The organism is Erwinia pyrifoliae DSM 12163, from assembly GCF_000026985.1.
GTDB classification, from domain to species: Bacteria; Pseudomonadota; Gammaproteobacteria; order Enterobacterales; family Enterobacteriaceae; genus Erwinia; species Erwinia pyrifoliae.
Window position 1 is genome coordinate 800,447 of the sequence record NC_017390.1, and the last position, 15,515, is coordinate 815,961.

General features: G+C 52.7%; 13 protein-coding genes. 9 read left to right on the plus strand and 4 right to left on the minus strand.

What is annotated here, in order from left to right; translation table 11 throughout:
• Positions 1-38: 38 nt before the first annotated feature.
• Together yaaA and EPYR_RS20715 are read right to left on the minus strand one after the other, a co-directional pair.
• The gene (gene yaaA / locus EPYR_RS03580; protein ID WP_012667046.1) at positions 39-815 is read right to left on the minus strand and encodes a peroxide stress protein YaaA; all 777 of its coding nucleotides are present in this window, start codon (positions 813-815) and stop codon (positions 39-41) included.
• 88 nt (positions 816-903) lie between these two features.
• On the minus strand, positions 904-1,050 hold the full coding sequence (locus EPYR_RS20715) for a hypothetical protein (protein ID WP_014538583.1): 147 nt from the start codon (positions 1,048-1,050) through the stop codon (positions 904-906).
• A gap of 33 nt (positions 1,051-1,083) precedes the next feature.
• Between EPYR_RS20715 and tal the strand changes: the two genes are divergently transcribed.
• The 3 genes from tal (at position 1,084) to EPYR_RS03595 (ending at position 3,416) form a co-directional block, all read left to right on the plus strand.
• The gene (tal, locus tag EPYR_RS03585; RefSeq protein WP_012667047.1) at positions 1,084-2,037 is read left to right on the plus strand and encodes a transaldolase; all 954 of its coding nucleotides are present in this window, start codon (positions 1,084-1,086) and stop codon (positions 2,035-2,037) included.
• Positions 2,038-2,220: 183 nt separating this feature from the next.
• The gene (mog, locus tag EPYR_RS03590) at positions 2,221-2,808 is read left to right on the plus strand and encodes a molybdopterin adenylyltransferase (protein WP_012667048.1); all 588 of its coding nucleotides are present in this window, start codon (positions 2,221-2,223) and stop codon (positions 2,806-2,808) included.
• A 140-nt stretch (positions 2,809-2,948) separates the two neighbouring features.
• Positions 2,949-3,416 carry a hypothetical protein gene (locus tag EPYR_RS03595; protein WP_148217823.1) on the plus strand — a complete coding sequence of 156 codons (468 nt, stop codon included), beginning with the start codon at positions 2,949-2,951 and terminating at the stop codon, positions 3,414-3,416.
• A gap of 343 nt (positions 3,417-3,759) precedes the next feature.
• On the opposite strand, the gene EPYR_RS03600 is transcribed toward EPYR_RS03595, so the two are convergent.
• Positions 3,760-4,911, minus strand: coding sequence for an acyltransferase family protein (locus EPYR_RS03600; protein ID WP_012667050.1), 1,152 nt, complete (start codon positions 4,909-4,911; stop codon positions 3,760-3,762).
• 601 nt (positions 4,912-5,512) lie between these two features.
• Here EPYR_RS03600 and dnaK point away from each other — a divergent pair.
• The 3 genes from dnaK to nhaA all read left to right on the plus strand — a co-directional run bounded on the left by dnaK (position 5,513) and on the right by nhaA (position 10,158).
• A complete protein-coding gene (dnaK, locus tag EPYR_RS03605) occupies positions 5,513-7,426 on the plus strand; it encodes a molecular chaperone DnaK (protein WP_012667051.1) in 1,914 nt (637 codons plus the stop codon).
• Positions 7,427-7,536: 110 nt separating this feature from the next.
• Positions 7,537-8,679 (plus strand): molecular chaperone DnaJ, encoded by a 1,143-nt coding sequence (dnaJ, locus tag EPYR_RS03610; RefSeq protein WP_012667052.1) that lies wholly within the window; start codon positions 7,537-7,539, stop codon positions 8,677-8,679.
• A 318-nt stretch (positions 8,680-8,997) separates the two neighbouring features.
• The gene (gene nhaA, locus EPYR_RS03615) at positions 8,998-10,158 is read left to right on the plus strand and encodes a Na+/H+ antiporter NhaA (RefSeq protein ID WP_012667053.1); all 1,161 of its coding nucleotides are present in this window, start codon (positions 8,998-9,000) and stop codon (positions 10,156-10,158) included.
• Between the two features lie 477 nt (positions 10,159-10,635).
• On the opposite strand, the gene rpsT is transcribed toward nhaA, so the two are convergent.
• Positions 10,636-10,899 carry a 30S ribosomal protein S20 gene (rpsT, locus tag EPYR_RS03620; RefSeq protein WP_004159769.1) on the minus strand — a complete coding sequence of 88 codons (264 nt, stop codon included), beginning with the start codon at positions 10,897-10,899 and terminating at the stop codon, positions 10,636-10,638.
• 315 nt (positions 10,900-11,214) lie between these two features.
• On the opposite strand from rpsT, the gene ribF reads away from it, so the two are divergent.
• The 3 genes from ribF to lspA are packed head-to-tail and all read left to right on the plus strand — an operon-like array spanning position 11,215 to position 15,512.
• On the plus strand, positions 11,215-12,159 hold the full coding sequence (ribF, locus tag EPYR_RS03625) for a bifunctional riboflavin kinase/FAD synthetase (RefSeq protein ID WP_012667055.1): 945 nt from the start codon (positions 11,215-11,217) through the stop codon (positions 12,157-12,159).
• Between the two features lie 30 nt (positions 12,160-12,189).
• Positions 12,190-15,006: an isoleucine--tRNA ligase gene (gene ileS, locus EPYR_RS03630; protein WP_012667056.1), complete on the plus strand. Its 2,817-nt coding sequence runs from the start codon at positions 12,190-12,192 to the stop codon at positions 15,004-15,006.
• The gene (lspA, locus tag EPYR_RS03635) at positions 15,003-15,512 is read left to right on the plus strand and encodes a signal peptidase II (protein WP_014538588.1); all 510 of its coding nucleotides are present in this window, start codon (positions 15,003-15,005) and stop codon (positions 15,510-15,512) included. The genes ileS and lspA overlap by 4 nt, the downstream gene beginning before the upstream one ends.
• The last annotated feature ends 3 nt before the right edge of the window (positions 15,513-15,515 follow it).

Below are 15,515 nucleotides of genomic sequence, written 5' to 3' on the forward strand. Positions count from 1 at the left end.
AAGTGGCAGCCCTGCTGTTTCAGTGCAAACTCTTTACGTTATGCCATTTCCCGCCGCTTAAATACCAGCTCGTTATCGCTGCTGGAATCGCCATCAAAGGCATAGCCGTCAGCGTCAAACTTTTTAAGCTGTTCCACTTCCGTTAGCCGGTTCTGGATGATATAGCGGCACATCAGGCCACGCGCTTTTTTAGCGTAGAAGCTGATAACCTTAAAGTTGCCGTTTTTCTCATCAAGAAACACCGGTTTGATGATATCCGCCTTGAGCAGCTTCGGCTTAACCGACCTGAAGTATTCATCGGAGGCGAGGTTAATCAGCAGGTTATCACCCTGTTGTGTCAGCGCCTCATTCAGGGCGGTGGTCAGCTTATCACCCCAGAAGCTGTAGAGATCTTTGCCCGCCGGGTTTGCCAGCTTAATCCCCATCTCCAGACGATAAGCCTGCATCAAATCAAGCGGGCGCAGCAGCCCGTACAGACCGGACAGCATGCGCAGATGCTGCTGGGCGAAAGTGAAATCATCCTCGCTGAAGTTTTCTGCCTGTAAACCGGTATACACATCGCCTTTAAACGCGAGGATCGCCTGGCGTGCATTATCCGGCGTGAAGTCCGGCTGCCAGTCGTTAAAACGTTCGGCATTGAGCACGGCCAGCTTATCGCTGATATGCATCAGGGAAGCGATATTTGCCGGGGAGAGTTTGCGCGCCTCGTTAATCAGTTTTTGTGACTCTGCCAGTAGTCCCGGTTGAGTGAAGCGTTCGGTTGCCAACGGGCTTGTAAAATCCAGCGTTTTGGCCGGGGATATCACCATTAACATGCTCGCGTCCTTTTTATTATTTAAGCGCTTATGATGCAGAGAATTCGCCAGCGGCTACTGTAACAAAAAAGCGCCAGAGAGTGACTAATCACTGCCATCGGTGGCCGACTTTAGCCGCCGCATACCACAGGAAGCGGCTATCGGTGCGGCAAATCCCGCCGCCTTGTTTGCCTAAGCGGCGCAGCTTGCATGGCCGGGCGCGCGTGTTATCATCCAGAGCAGAGATTTTCAACACCCCGACATATCAACCTTGATGAGAATGACATTCATGACGGACAAATTATCCTCCTTGCGTCAAGTCACTACCGTTGTTGCTGATACCGGCGACATTGCGGCGATGAAACTCTATAAGCCTCAGGATGCCACCACTAACCCCTCTCTGATCCTGAGCGCAGCACAGATCCCTGAATACCGTAAGCTGATTGACGCCTCCGTGGCGTGGGCGCGCGACCAGAGCAGCAACAAAGATGAGCAGGTGTCTTACGCCGCTGACCGTCTGGCCGTCAACATCGGTCTGGAGATCCTGAAACTGGTTCCTGGCCGTATCTCAACGGAAGTTGATGCGCGTCTGTCTTACGACACCGAGGGCAGCATCGCCAAAGCGCGTAGCCTGATCAAACTGTATAACGATGCCGGCATCAGCAACGACCGAATCCTGATCAAGCTGGCTTCCACCTGGCAGGGCATTCGTGCCGCTGAGCAGCTGGAAAAAGAAGGCATCAACTGTAATCTGACGCTGCTGTTCTCCTTTGCTCAGGCACGCGCCTGTGCTGAAGCGGGCGTTTTCCTGATCTCGCCATTTGTCGGCCGCATCCTTGACTGGTACAAAGCCAACACCGATAAAAAAGAGTACGCCGGCAATGAAGATCCCGGCGTGATTTCCGTTAGCGAAATCTACCAGTACTACAAGCAGCACGGCTACGAGACCGTGGTGATGGGTGCCAGCTTCCGTAATGTAGCTGAGATTATCGAACTGGCCGGCTGTGACCGTCTGACAATCTCCCCGGCTCTGCTGAAAGAGTTGGCTGAAACGGAAGGCAGCATTGAGCGTAAGCTTTCTTACAGCGGTGAAGTGAAGGCGCGCCCGGCGAAAATGACCGAGTCTGAATTCCTGTGGCAGCATAACCAGGACCCGATGGCGGTACAGAAACTGGCTGAAGGCATCCGTAACTTTGCTATCGACCAGGGCAAACTGGATAAGATGATTGCTGATTTACTCTGATATCCGTCACCCTTGACGCACCAGCGGCATAGTTCGCTGGTGTTTAACCCGGTCACTTATGTATGTCAGTGACCGGGGACTGGCTCACCATACGACCCGATGCCGGTCTGTTGCCCGCTATACATCCTGCTTTACTATGGTTTATCCTTTCTCCTATTCCCTTTTATACACAGCGAAGCGCATATGAACAAATTACGCATAGGACTGATTTCCGTGTCCGATCGGGCCGCCAATGGCATTTACCAGGATCGCGGCTTGCCGCTGCTGGAAGAGTGGCTGGAGCAGGCGCTAATCTCGCCATTTGAAATCGAAAAACGTCTGGTGCCCGACGAGCAGCCGATGATTGAGCAGGCGATCTGCGAACTGGTCGATGAGCGGTTCTGTCATTTGGTATTGACGACCGGCGGCACCGGCCCGGCGCGGCGCGATGTGACCCCGGATGCCACGCTGGCCGTTGCCGACCGTGAAATGCCCGGTTTCGGTGAGCAAATGCGGCAAATCAGCCTGAACTTCGTCCCTACGGCGATTCTGTCACGCCAGGTGGCGGTGATACGTAAACAGTCGCTGGTAATTAATCTGCCGGGGCAGCCAAAGTCGATCAAAGAGACGCTGGAAGGTCTGAAGGATGGAGAGGGCAACAGTCAGGTGGCGGGGATATTTGCCAGCGTGCCTTACTGCATCCAGCTGCTGGAAGGGCCTTACATTGAGACCGACCCGCAGGTGGTTAATGCATTTCGCCCGAAAAGCGCTCGTCGCGAGACAAATAGCTGAAGGTTCAGCCTGAATCACGTTCTCATCCTATAAAAAAGGGCCTTCACGGAGTGTGGTGAAATTCGTGTATGTTGAGATCTCAAAGATTCTTGAGTATCCCTAAATTGGATTATATTTGTGATCATGTCATGGAGGAAAACATGCTTGCAATTCATAATCTTAATAGGATAGAGACCGCAGTTGTTAAACATGTAAACTGTGCTAATGTAGAGGGCAAGCCCACGTTCGTAGCCTCGGTATCTTCAGTTGAAAACGTCTCAACAGACATGTTAAAGCCAAAAATTTTTGCGCAATGCGTTATCTTAAATAATCTTCATGTTCCACAGAATATTCCAGATACTGATATTGAAGGCTACAACAAAGGAATGCAGGTCCGTATAAACCAAGAGTACCAGCCTCAGGGAAAAACCGTGTTTCTACTCGGCAGCCCTGAAGTCTTAGAGCCTGACGAGTCATTATCTTTACCCGCCTCCCCGCATATTCTAGCCCAAAAACTATCAAGCATTGCTAACATTAAAGCATGTGCATTTTCATTTGAATCAAACGGATATGTTCAGCGCTCAGAGGACAATTTCATTTACCGTAATGGAACATCACTGCCGCTTTGAAGCGTTCTTTGTTCCGTTATCCCCTCGATATGTTCCGCAGCAGTCATATTTTACTGTTTAATAAGTCTGCGTTGCCGTTTGATACCCGGTGCTTCATGGCATTCAGGATCCCATAAAGTCGTTTACCTAACGTTCGGGTGGCACTGGTCAGCAGGGGGATACTCACACTTTTCGTGCATGGCAGTGCCCTCAGAAAATCAAGCCTGCCATCATAATGCCTTGGCTACCACCATCGGTGAAGACCCAAAAAACCACCAAGCTGAACAGTCCCTTAACGTGTTTGGGGCTGTTCAGCGGAGCAGTACTTTATATTACCTGTCTGCTGCGAGACGTTTATTAGCCGTCAGGTTTTAGATGTCTCGACCTGGGGATATCGTGTGGACAGAATAGATTTTCCGAGACGAATTCCACTTTTCTCAATGAAATGATAAAGCACGGTAGATAACAGATAAATGGGCGGGATAACAACAGCAGCAACGATGGAGAAACGTATCATAGGGCTGTGTTCATTTAAGTTCCAGTGCGTAAGCAGCAGGGCGATTGCCGGAATAACGATCAGCAGATGAAGCAAATACACCGAATAAGACACATCGCCCAGCCAGGCACTAAAACGATTATTAAGCACTTTCCGTGGCCAGACAATGAGTGATTCCATTTTACTGCCTTTAGAATGCTGCCAAAGAATGAGCGCCATAAATAATATCATCAGGACTTCCATCACTATTTGTAGCTTCATCACTTCAGCGGCAATAAATACGCTGGCAGCCGGGCCTGCAAGGGCAAGTAAAATATACAGCATGGATTTTCTACGCACGGCTTCAGCCAGCAGCATGCCGGAAAGGAAGATATTAAGTTTGATTAATATCAACGAGGGCATTTTAAACGCTTCATAATAGTCGCGGAAAACGAACTTCCCAATGATGCACAGCAACATGATGGCCAGCAGGCTGCGGGCATAGCCGAAACGGCCGGCTAACAGCATAATAAAGGGAAATAGCAGATAGAACTGCATCTCCAGACCAATGCTCCAGTCGGGAAGCGCAGTGTTAAACCCATATTCAGGTAAGAGGCCAAAAATAAAGGTGACGTGAGTCATAATATTAGACAGGGACTGGTCTGAATATCGCGACGCTTCAGTAGCAGAACCGGGGGAATACTGAGAGATAATGTCGCGCATTTCACCAAGCCAGGGGCCAAAGCAGATAGCGAAAACTAATAATGTATAATAAAGCGGAGCGATGCGGAAAAAGCGGCGAATCCAGAATTTTCTTATTGTTTCGGCTTTATTCCAAGGTTCTCTGTCCTTACGTTCTATATAATTCTTTGCCATCAGATAGCCAGAAAGAAGAATGAACAGATCGACACCGATCCCAGGCGAAGAGATGAGTTTTATATGGAAATTGACCAACAAACTAATATGCCCCAGCAAAACCCACAAAGAGGCTATGCCTCTCAGCCCTTCCAGCTCTTTTGACCAGCCTTGTGATGCCGTCATTTCGTACCCCACATGTACCTGTTAACATTTCATAATATGCATACAATAAAGGAACTGATATTGGCTTGACATCATTTATGCTTCTTAAGGGTTGTTTATAAGATAATCCTTAAAACAGTGATTTGATAAAAAAGGGATGAGAAATCGATCTCCGGCCAGGATGGTATATTAATGACAGATAAAGAGACTTAGCTGACGTGCTCTCCTGCCATAGGTTATCGCCTGAGCCACATGGGGGAACCCCGACGGCTTTCGAGCCGATGGCTAAATTGACGTCGACCGGGTAGGACGACAGCGTGGCCTGGCAGGCCGATAGCTCGGGGATGACAATGACAGCCCGGCTTGGCATAGCTCGGTAAATTTGTTGTACCCGTGCCGGGTTACACGGGGAGGCGTTTAGCCCGGTTGCAAATTATTTTGCTGTAAAGTGAAAATTTTTTTACCCCGCCCCTTGATGCCGCGTTACCCGGCCCCATCTTATTTGGCATCCAAGAGTACGAACCTGAAAAAAACGTAGGGCGAGCAGTTGAAACTGTGAAAGATGCCCACATCTAATGGTTCATAACCTGATTGATACAAATTTTAAGTGGGAGATGTTTAGATGGGTAAGATTATTGGTATTGACCTGGGTACAACCAACTCTTGTGTTGCCATTATGGATGGCGGCAAAGCGCGCGTACTGGAAAATGCAGAAGGCGATCGTACCACGCCTTCTATTATCGCTTACACCCAGGATGGTGAAACGCTGGTTGGTCAGCCTGCTAAACGTCAGGCTGTTACCAACCCGCAGAATACCCTGTTTGCGATTAAGCGCCTGATTGGCCGTCGTTTCCAGGACGAAGAAGTGCAGCGTGATATCAAAATCATGCCATTCAAAATCGTTGGCGCTGACAACGGCGATGCCTGGCTGGATGTGAAAGGCCAGCGCGTGGCTCCGCCACAGATTTCAGCCGAAGTGCTGAAAAAAATGAAGAAAACCGCCGAAGATTATCTCGGTGAAGCGGTGACCGAAGCGGTTATCACCGTACCGGCCTACTTTAACGATGCACAACGCCAGGCGACCAAAGACGCTGGCCGTATCGCAGGTCTGGACGTAAAACGTATCATAAACGAACCTACCGCCGCCGCGCTGGCTTACGGTCTGGACAAAGGCCAGGGCAACCGCACCATCGCGGTATATGACCTGGGCGGTGGTACTTTCGATATCTCTATCATCGAAATCGATGAAGTTGACGGCGAGAAAACCTTCGAAGTGCTGGCAACCAATGGTGATACCCATCTGGGCGGTGAAGACTTCGATAGCCGTATGATCAACTACCTCGTGGCCGAGTTTAAGAAAGACCAGGGCATTGACCTGCATAACGATCCGCTGGCCATGCAGCGTTTGAAAGAAGCCGCAGAGAAAGCCAAAATCGAGCTGTCTTCAGCGCAGCAGACCGATGTTAACCTGCCGTACATCACGGCGGATGCGACCGGTCCTAAGCACCTGAACATTAAAGTCACCCGTGCAAAACTGGAATCCCTGGTTGAGGATCTGGTAGCCCGTTCTATTGAGCCGCTGAAAGTTGCTCTACAGGATGCCGGCCTGTCCGTTTCTGATATTAACGATGTGATCCTCGTTGGTGGCCAGACGCGTATGCCAATGGTGCAGGCGAAAGTGGCTGAGTTCTTCGGTAAAGAGCCACGTAAAGACGTCAACCCGGACGAAGCGGTTGCCGTGGGTGCTGCGGTTCAGGGCGGCGTGCTGGCCGGTGAAGTGAAAGATGTACTGCTGCTGGACGTGACCCCGCTGTCGCTGGGTATCGAAACCATGGGCGGCGTAATGACTTCACTGATTGCCAAAAACACCACGATCCCAACTAAGCACAGCCAGGTGTTCTCTACTGCGGAGGATAACCAGTCTGCGGTGACCATCCACGTAGTGCAGGGTGAACGTAAACGCGCAGCGGATAACAAATCTCTCGGTCAGTTTAACCTTGATGGTATCCAGGGCGCGCCACGCGGTATGCCACAGATTGAAGTGACCTTCGACATCGATGCTGATGGTATCCTGCACGTTTCCGCTAAAGATAAAAACAGCGGTAAAGAGCAGAAGATCACCATCAAGGCTTCGTCCGGTCTGAATGACGAAGAAATCGAAAAAATGGTGCGTGATGCGGAAGCTAACGCCGAGTCTGACCGCAAGTTTGAAGAGCTGGTACAGACGCGTAACCAGGGCGACCAGGTGGCTCACAGCACGCGTAAGCAGCTTGACGAAGCTGGCGATAAACTGCCGGCAGACGACAAAGCCCCGATTGAAGCGGCTCTGACCGATCTGAATACGGCTCTGAAAGGTGAAGACAAAGCGGAAATCGAAGCCAAAATGCAGGCTCTGATGGAAGTCTCCGGCAAGCTGATGGAGTTCGCTCAGCAGCAGCAGGCCGCTGGCGGCGCAGCGGATGCCACCGAAGGTGCGAAAAAAGATGAAGACGTTGTCGACGCTGAATTTGAAGAAGTGAAAGACAGCAAAAAATAATCGCCCTTGAGCGGGCACGGTAGCGCACCACAGGCTGCCGGGATTAACCAGCACGGGCGTAGGATGTTATCCACGCCCGTGCACGCATGTTAAGGGCAGGATCAATAACAATGGCGAAAAGAGACTATTACGAGATTTTAGGCGTTGCCAAATCGGCGGATGAGCGTGAAATCAAAAAAGCCTACAAACGACTGGCAATGAAGTTTCACCCTGACCGCAACCAGGGCGATAAAGAATCTGAAGGCAAATTTAAAGAGATTAAAGAAGCCTATGAGATCCTGACCGATGGCCAGAAAAGAGCGGCTTACGATCAGTACGGTCATGCTGCTTTTGAACAGGGCGGAATGGGCGGCGGTGGCCAAGGCGGATTTGGCGGCGGCGGCGCTGATTTCAGCGATATCTTTGGCGACGTATTCGGCGATATTTTCGGCGGGGGCCGCCGTCAGCAGCGCGCCGCTCGCGGTGCCGATTTGCGCTATAACATGGAGCTGTCGCTGGAAGAAGCGGTACGCGGCGTGTCCAAAGAGATCCGTATCCCAACGCTGGATGAGTGTGGCGTTTGCCACGGCAGCGGCGCTAAAGCGGGGACTAAACCGCAAACCTGTTCAACCTGTCACGGTGCAGGCCAGGTACAGATGCGCCAGGGCTTCTTTACCGTGCAGCAGGCATGTCCGGCCTGTCACGGGCGCGGCTCGGTAATCAAGGATCCGTGTTATGCCTGTCACGGTCATGGCCGGGTTGAGAAATCGAAAACCCTGTCGGTGAAAATCCCGGCGGGCGTCGATACCGGCGACCGCATTCGTCTTAGCGGTGAAGGTGAAGCCGGTGAGCAGGGCGCACCAGCTGGCGATCTGTATGTACAGGTTCAGGTGCGCAAGCATCACATCTTCGAACGTGAAGAGAATAACCTGTACTGCGAGGTGCCAATCAACTTTGTGATGGCTGCGCTGGGCGGGGAAATTGAAGTCCCGACGCTGGATGGCCGCGTCAATCTGAAGGTGCCAGCAGAAACCCAGACCGGCAAGCTGTTCCGCATGCGTGGTAAAGGCGTTAAATCAGTACGCGGTGGTGCGCAGGGCGATCTGCTGTGCCGCGTGGTGGTAGAAACCCCGGTCAGCCTGAATGATAAACAGAAAGCGCTGCTGCGTGAACTGGACGAGAGCTTCGGTGGCCCGTCTGGTGAGAAAAACAGCCCGCGTTCTAAAACCTTCTTCGATGGCGTGAAGAAGTTTTTCGACGATTTGACCCGCTAATGATACGGGCGTCACTCCCTGCTGTGACAGGGGGGCACGCCCGGTTATCTGCCCCTGTTTATCAGTTCTATTTTCCCTTAATAAAACTTCTCCATTTGATATCAGTAAGTTAATGATCCTGATGCTAATGGTTGCGTCTGGAGTTGTTTTACCCTGCGTACTGGTTAATTATCCTGTTTTAGCCTCTCCTTGCCTGATTTAAACCAATCGTAAATATTGATGCTTTTGTGAAAAATAAACTGTTTTTTTTGAACGGTCTTAACACGTATGCTGTCCGCAATCTGGACAACATCATCTGGGTAGTCAGCGGAGCCTGTAATGAACCTGTTTCTGAAAAAACTGTTAAAAAATGACGCCACCGGTGGCGTCATACTGATCCTCGCCGCAGCGATCGCCATGTCTCTTGCCAATAACGACAGTACCCGGCATGCCTACCAGGCGCTGCTGGCGCTGCCGGTCCAGCTTCGTTTTGGCGCGCTGGATATCAATAAAGATCTGCTGTTGTGGATTAATGACGCGCTGATGGCGCTGTTCTTCCTGATGATCGGGCTGGAAGTGAAGCGTGAACTGATGATGGGTTCGCTGAAGGGAAGGGAACGGGCGATGTTCCCGCTGATCGCCGCGCTGGGCGGTATGCTGGCACCGGGCTTGATCTATGCCACGTTCAATCACCATGACGCACAGGCGATCAACGGCTGGGCTATTCCTACCGCCACCGATATTGCGTTTGCCTTGGGTATTCTGGCCCTGCTCGGCAGTCGCGTGCCGGTGGCGCTGAAAATGTTCCTGATGGCGCTGGCGGTGATAGATGATTTGGGTGCCATCGTCATTATCGCTTTTTTCTATACCAGCGATCTGTCACTGCTTTCACTGGTCGTGGCGGCTGCCTCCATTGGGGTTCTGGCCGTGCTCAATCTGTGTGGCGTGCGAAAAACATCTGTCTATCTGGCTGTCGGCATGGTGCTTTGGGTTGCAGTATTGAAATCTGGCGTACATGCCACGCTGGCCGGGGTAATAGTGGGCCTGTTTATTCCGCTGGAAAAGCACGAAGGGCACTCCCCGGCGATTGAGCTGGCACACGGCCTGCATCCGTGGGTCAGCTGGCTGATCCTGCCGCTGTTTGCCTTTGCTAATGCCGGAGTTTCCCTGAGCGGGGTCTCTCTTGATGGCCTGTTCTCGGCGGTACCGCTGGGGATTATGCTGGGCTTATTCATCGGTAAACCGCTGGGGATCACCCTGATCTGCTGGCTGTCGGTGAAGTTGAATATTGCCGCGCTGCCGGAAAATACCCGTATGGTTGATATTGCCGCAGTGGGCGTACTTTGCGGTATTGGTTTTACCATGTCGATATTTATTGCTTCGCTGGCGTTTGACGGCGCGCATGAAGAGCTGGTGACGCTGGCTAAACTCGGCATTCTGGGCGGCTCGGTTATCTCCGCGCTGGTTGGCTATACGCTGCTGCGTATTAAATTAAGATAAGCGATAAGGCGAAGGGCGTGGTGCAGCGATACGATTGCCCGCTCCGCGGCCTTTGACAGGCGCTGATGTTAAAGGCTTTTCCACATCGTACAGAATGCAGCGAGCAAGAGTGAGTCAGGTATAGGAGAAGTGGAATAGTGCACTTGCCGGAGGAGGTGAGTATTTGATGTGCGCTTTCCACACCGACCGGAGTGCAGCGAGCAAAGATGAGGCAAGGAAAAAAGTTATGAAAAATAGCAGCTTGCCGGAGTAATTGAGTATTTGATGTGCGCTTTCCACACCGACCGGAGTGCAGCAAGCAAAGATGAGGCAAGGCAAAAAGTAACGAAAAAGCGCAGCTTACTGAAGTAAGTGAGCATTTTGAGGCGCTTTTTAATGCCGCATCAGCCCCGCGCAGCAAACGTCTATATACCCCAAAAAATAAAAAAACCGCCGGTCAGGCGGTTTCTTTATCAAAGCTCGACTAACAAGCAGGCATTAAGCCATTTTGCCGATCTGTGCAGCCAGGTTTGCTTTATGGCGTGCAGCTTTGTTTTTGTGGATCAGGCCTTTAGCAGCCTGGCGATCCACAAGTGGTTGCATTTCGTTAAATGCATTCTGCGCAGCCGCTTTATCGCCGGTAGCGATAGCCGCGTATACTTTCTTGATAAAAGTACGCATCATTGAACGACGGCTAGCGTTATGCTTACGACGCTTCTCAGACGTTACGGCGCGTTTCTTAGCTGATTTGATATTAGCCAAGGTCCAACTCCCAAATAGTTCTATGAGGACATTCAAAGGCCGAGGAATATGCCCTTTTCGCCTTCGGTTGTCAATGGATTTGTGCAAATAAGCGCCGGTGAAGCTAAGGCACTTGGTTACGTTTCGATGGCGCAAGATTCTATCAGCTTCGTCCCGGCTAATACAGCTTAATCACAAGAAAAATATCATCCCGCGCTGGAAGTGCACCATACAGAACGAAATGCCAGGAAGAAAGCATCAAAGCCGGTATTCGTGGGTTAACCTTGAGGGCTGTACAAGGTATAATCCGCCGATTTCCACAAATTTGAGCCAGCCATGAAGTTGATACGCGGCATACATAACCTGAGAGAGCAGCATCGCGGCTGCGTACTGACCATCGGCAACTTCGATGGCGTACATCGCGGGCACCAGGCGCTGCTGGCACAGCTGTGCGCAGAGGGGCGTCGACGTCATTTGCCGGTGGTGGTGATGCTGTTTGAACCTCAGCCGCTGGAGCTGTTCACGGCAGATAAAGCGCCCGCCCGGCTAACAAGGCTGCGCGAAAAACTGCGTTATCTGGAACAGGCTGGCGTTGACACAGTGCTGTGCGTGGGCTTCGATCGCCATTTTGCCGCGTACAGCGCGCAACGTTTTATAACTGACCTGCTGGTGAATAAACTCGGCGTGCAGCTGTTGGCGGTGGGTGATGATTTTCGCTTTGGCGCTGGTCGCCAGGGCGATTTCCTGTTATTACAGAAAGCTGGCGTCGAATATGGCTTTAATGTCATCAGCACTCAGACTTTTTGCGATGGCGGAAAACGCATCAGCAGCACGGCGGTGCGCCAGGCATTGGCTGCAGATGATTTGCCGCTGGCGCAGTCTCTGCTGGGGCGTCCGTTCAGCATATCCGGTCGGGTGGTGCATGGCGATGCGCTCGGCCGCACCATCGGTTTCCCCACTGCCAACCTGCCACTACGGCGTACCGTTTCTCCGGTAAAAGGAGTATATGCCGTTGAAGTGCTGGGACTGGGGGAGCGCGCACTGCCCGGCGTGGCAAATATCGGTACAAGACCCACCGTCGCCGGGTTACGTCAGCAGCTGGAAGTGCATCTGCTGGACGTCACCATTGACCTGTACGGGCGGTATATTGACGTAGTATTGCTGGATAAGATACGCGATGAGCAGCGCTTCACTTCGCTCGACGCACTGAAAGAACAAATTGCTAACGATGTCGTGACTGCCCGACGATTTTTTGGGCAGCAGACATCGGTCCAAGTTTAAACAGAACCGACATACGGAACCGAGAATCTGATGAGTGACTATAAATCTACCCTGAATTTGCCGGAAACGGGGTTCCCGATGCGTGGCGATTTGGCCAAACGCGAACCGGGCATGCTGCAACGCTGGTATGATGACAAGCTGTACAGCATCATCCGCGAAGCCAAAAAAGGGAAAAAAACCTTTATTTTGCACGATGGCCCTCCTTACGCTAACGGCAGCATTCATATTGGTCACTCGGTTAACAAGATTCTGAAAGACATTATCGTTAAGTCGAAAGGCATGGCGGGCTATGACTCGCCTTATGTCCCGGGCTGGGACTGCCACGGTCTGCCGATTGAGCATAAAGTAGAGCAAACCATCGGTAAGCCGGGCGAGAAAGTCAGCGCGGCGGAATTCCGTGCCGCCTGCCGCCAATACGCCGCCGGGCAGGTGGAAGGGCAGAAAGCGGACTTTATTCGTCTGGGCGTGCTGGGTGACTGGGGTCGCCCTTACCTGACGATGGACTTCAAAACCGAAGCCAACATCATCCGTGCGCTGGGCAAAATCATCGGCAACGGTCATCTGCACAAAGGTGCCAAGCCGGTTCACTGGTGTCTGGACTGCCGCTCCGCGTTGGCGGAAGCGGAAGTGGAGTATTACGATAAAACCTCCCCTTCGATAGATGTGATGTTTAACGCCGTGGATAAAGACGCGGTGCAGGCCAAATTTGGCGCTGCCCACGTCGATGGTCCGATTTCACTGGTGATCTGGACCACCACGCCGTGGACCATGCCGGCGAACCGTGCCATCTCCCTGCATCCTGAATTTGAGTATCAGCTGGTGCAGGTCGAAGGCCGTGCGCTGGTCCTCGCTAAAGATATGGTCGACAGCGTCATGAAGCGCGTTGGCGTGACGCAATGGACCGTGCTGGGCAACGTGCAGGGCGCGGCACTGGAGCTGATGGGCTTCCAGCATCCGTTCCTTGCTCACGTTTCTCCGGTGGTGCTTGGGGAGCATGTGACGCTGGAAGCCGGTACCGGTGCGGTTCACACCGCCCCAGGCCACGGCCCGGACGACTACGTTATCGGACAGAAGTACGGGATTGAAACCGCCAATCCGGTGGGGCCGGACGGCAGCTTCTTACCGGGGACTTACCCAACGCTGGATGGCGTAAACGTGTTTAAGGCCAACGAGTTGATCGTAGAGCTGCTGCGTGAGCAGGGCGCGTTGCTGCACGTTGAAAAACTGCATCACAGCTACCCGCACTGCTGGCGTCACAAAACCCCGATTATCTTCCGCGCCACGCCGCAGTGGTTTATCAGCATGGAACAGAAAGGACTGCGTGCGCAGTCGCTGAAGGAGATCAAAGGCGTGCAGTGGATCCCGGACTGGGGCCAGGCGCGTATTGAATCGATGGTCGCCAATCGTCCTGACTGGTGCATCTCGCGCCAGCGCACCTGGGGCGTGCCGATGGCGCTGTTCGTGCATAAAGATACCGAGCAGCTGCACCCGGATTCGCTGGAGCTGATGGAAAAAGTCGCCGTGCGCGTAGAGCAGGATGGCATTCAGGCGTGGTGGGATCTCGATGCCCGCGAGCTGATGGGCGCTGATGCGGATAATTACGTGAAAGTGCCGGATACGCTGGACGTCTGGTTTGACTCGGGTTCCACCAGCTATTCAGTTGTTGATGAGCGCCCTGAATTTGGCGGCAATGCGCCGGATCTGTATCTGGAAGGGTCCGACCAGCATCGCGGCTGGTTTATGTCGTCATTAATGATCTCTACGGCGATGAAAGGCAAAGCGCCATACCGCCAGGTACTGACTCACGGCTTCACCGTTGATGGTCAGGGCCGCAAGATGTCAAAATCGCTGGGCAATACCATCAGCCCGCAGGACGTGATGAACAAGCTGGGGGCCGATATTCTGCGTTTGTGGGTGGCATCCACCGATTATTCCGGGGAAATTGCCGTTTCCGACGAAATTCTTAAACGCTCCGCCGACAGTTATCGCCGCATCCGCAACACCGCGCGTTTCCTGCTGGCCAACCTCGCTGGCTTTAATCCTGAAACCGATAAGGTGAAACCGGAAGAGATGGTGGTGTTGGATCGCTGGGCGGTCAGCCGTGCGCTGGCGGCACAGAATGACATCGTTGCCTCATATGAAGCTTACGACTTCCATGAGGTGGTACAGCGCCTGATGCAGTTCTGCTCGGTTGAGATGGGTTCTTTCTATCTGGATATCATTAAAGACCGCCAGTACACCGCTAAAGCCGATGGCCTGGCACGTCGCAGCTGTCAGACCGCGCTGTGGTACATCGCTGAAGCGCTGGTGCGCTGGATGGCACCGATCATGTCCTTCACCGCTGATGAAATTTGGGGCTACCTGCCCGGCAAGCGTGCGCAGTATGTGTTCACCGAAGAGTGGTTTGACGGCCTGTTCAGCCTGGCGGATAACCAGCCGATGAACGATGCCTACTGGGCTGAACTGCTGAAAGTGCGCGGCGAGGTTAACAAGGTTATCGAGCAGGCTCGTACCGACAAGCGCGTGGGCGGCTCGCTGGAAGCCAGCGTCACGCTGTATGCCGACGCGCAGCTGGCGGAAAAACTGATCGGCCTGGGCGAAGAGCTGCGCTTTGTGCTGCTGACATCGGGGGCTGAAGTGGCGGATTACGCGCAGGCTCCCGACGATGCCCAGCAGAGTGACACGGTGAAAGGCCTGAAAATTGCCTTGCGCAAAGCGGAAGGCAAGAAGTGCCCGCGCTGCTGGCACTACACCAGCGATATTGGCCAGAATGCCGAACACGCTGAAATGTGCGGTCGCTGTGTGACTAACGTCGCCGGCAGTGGCGAAGAGCGTAAGTTTGCATGATGAATAAACCCGTTCTCTCAACCGGATTGCGCTGGCTGTGGCTGGTGCTGGTGGTTATCGCCATTGATTTTGCCAGCAAGCAGTGGATTATGAATAATCTGATGCTGCACGAATCGATGTCGGTGATGCCATTCTTTAATTTCTTTTACGCTCACAACTACGGCGCGGCGTTCAGTTTCCTTGCTGATAAAGGGGGTTGGCAGCGTTGGTTCTTCGCCGGCATTGCCATCGCTATCGTCGTGGTGCTGCTGGTGATGATGTACCGCAGCAAAGCCAGTAACAAACTGAATAATATCGCTTATGCGCTGATTGTTGGTGGAGCGTTGGGTAACCTGTTCGACCGGGCATATCATGGCTTCGTCGTCGACTTTATCGACTTTTATATCGGTGACTGGCACTTTGCGACGTTTAACATTGCCGACTGCGGTATCTGTATCGGTGCCGCGCTGATCGTACTGGAAGGGTTTATCAGCCCGGCCAGTAAGCAGTCTGAGCATAAAGGGTAACGC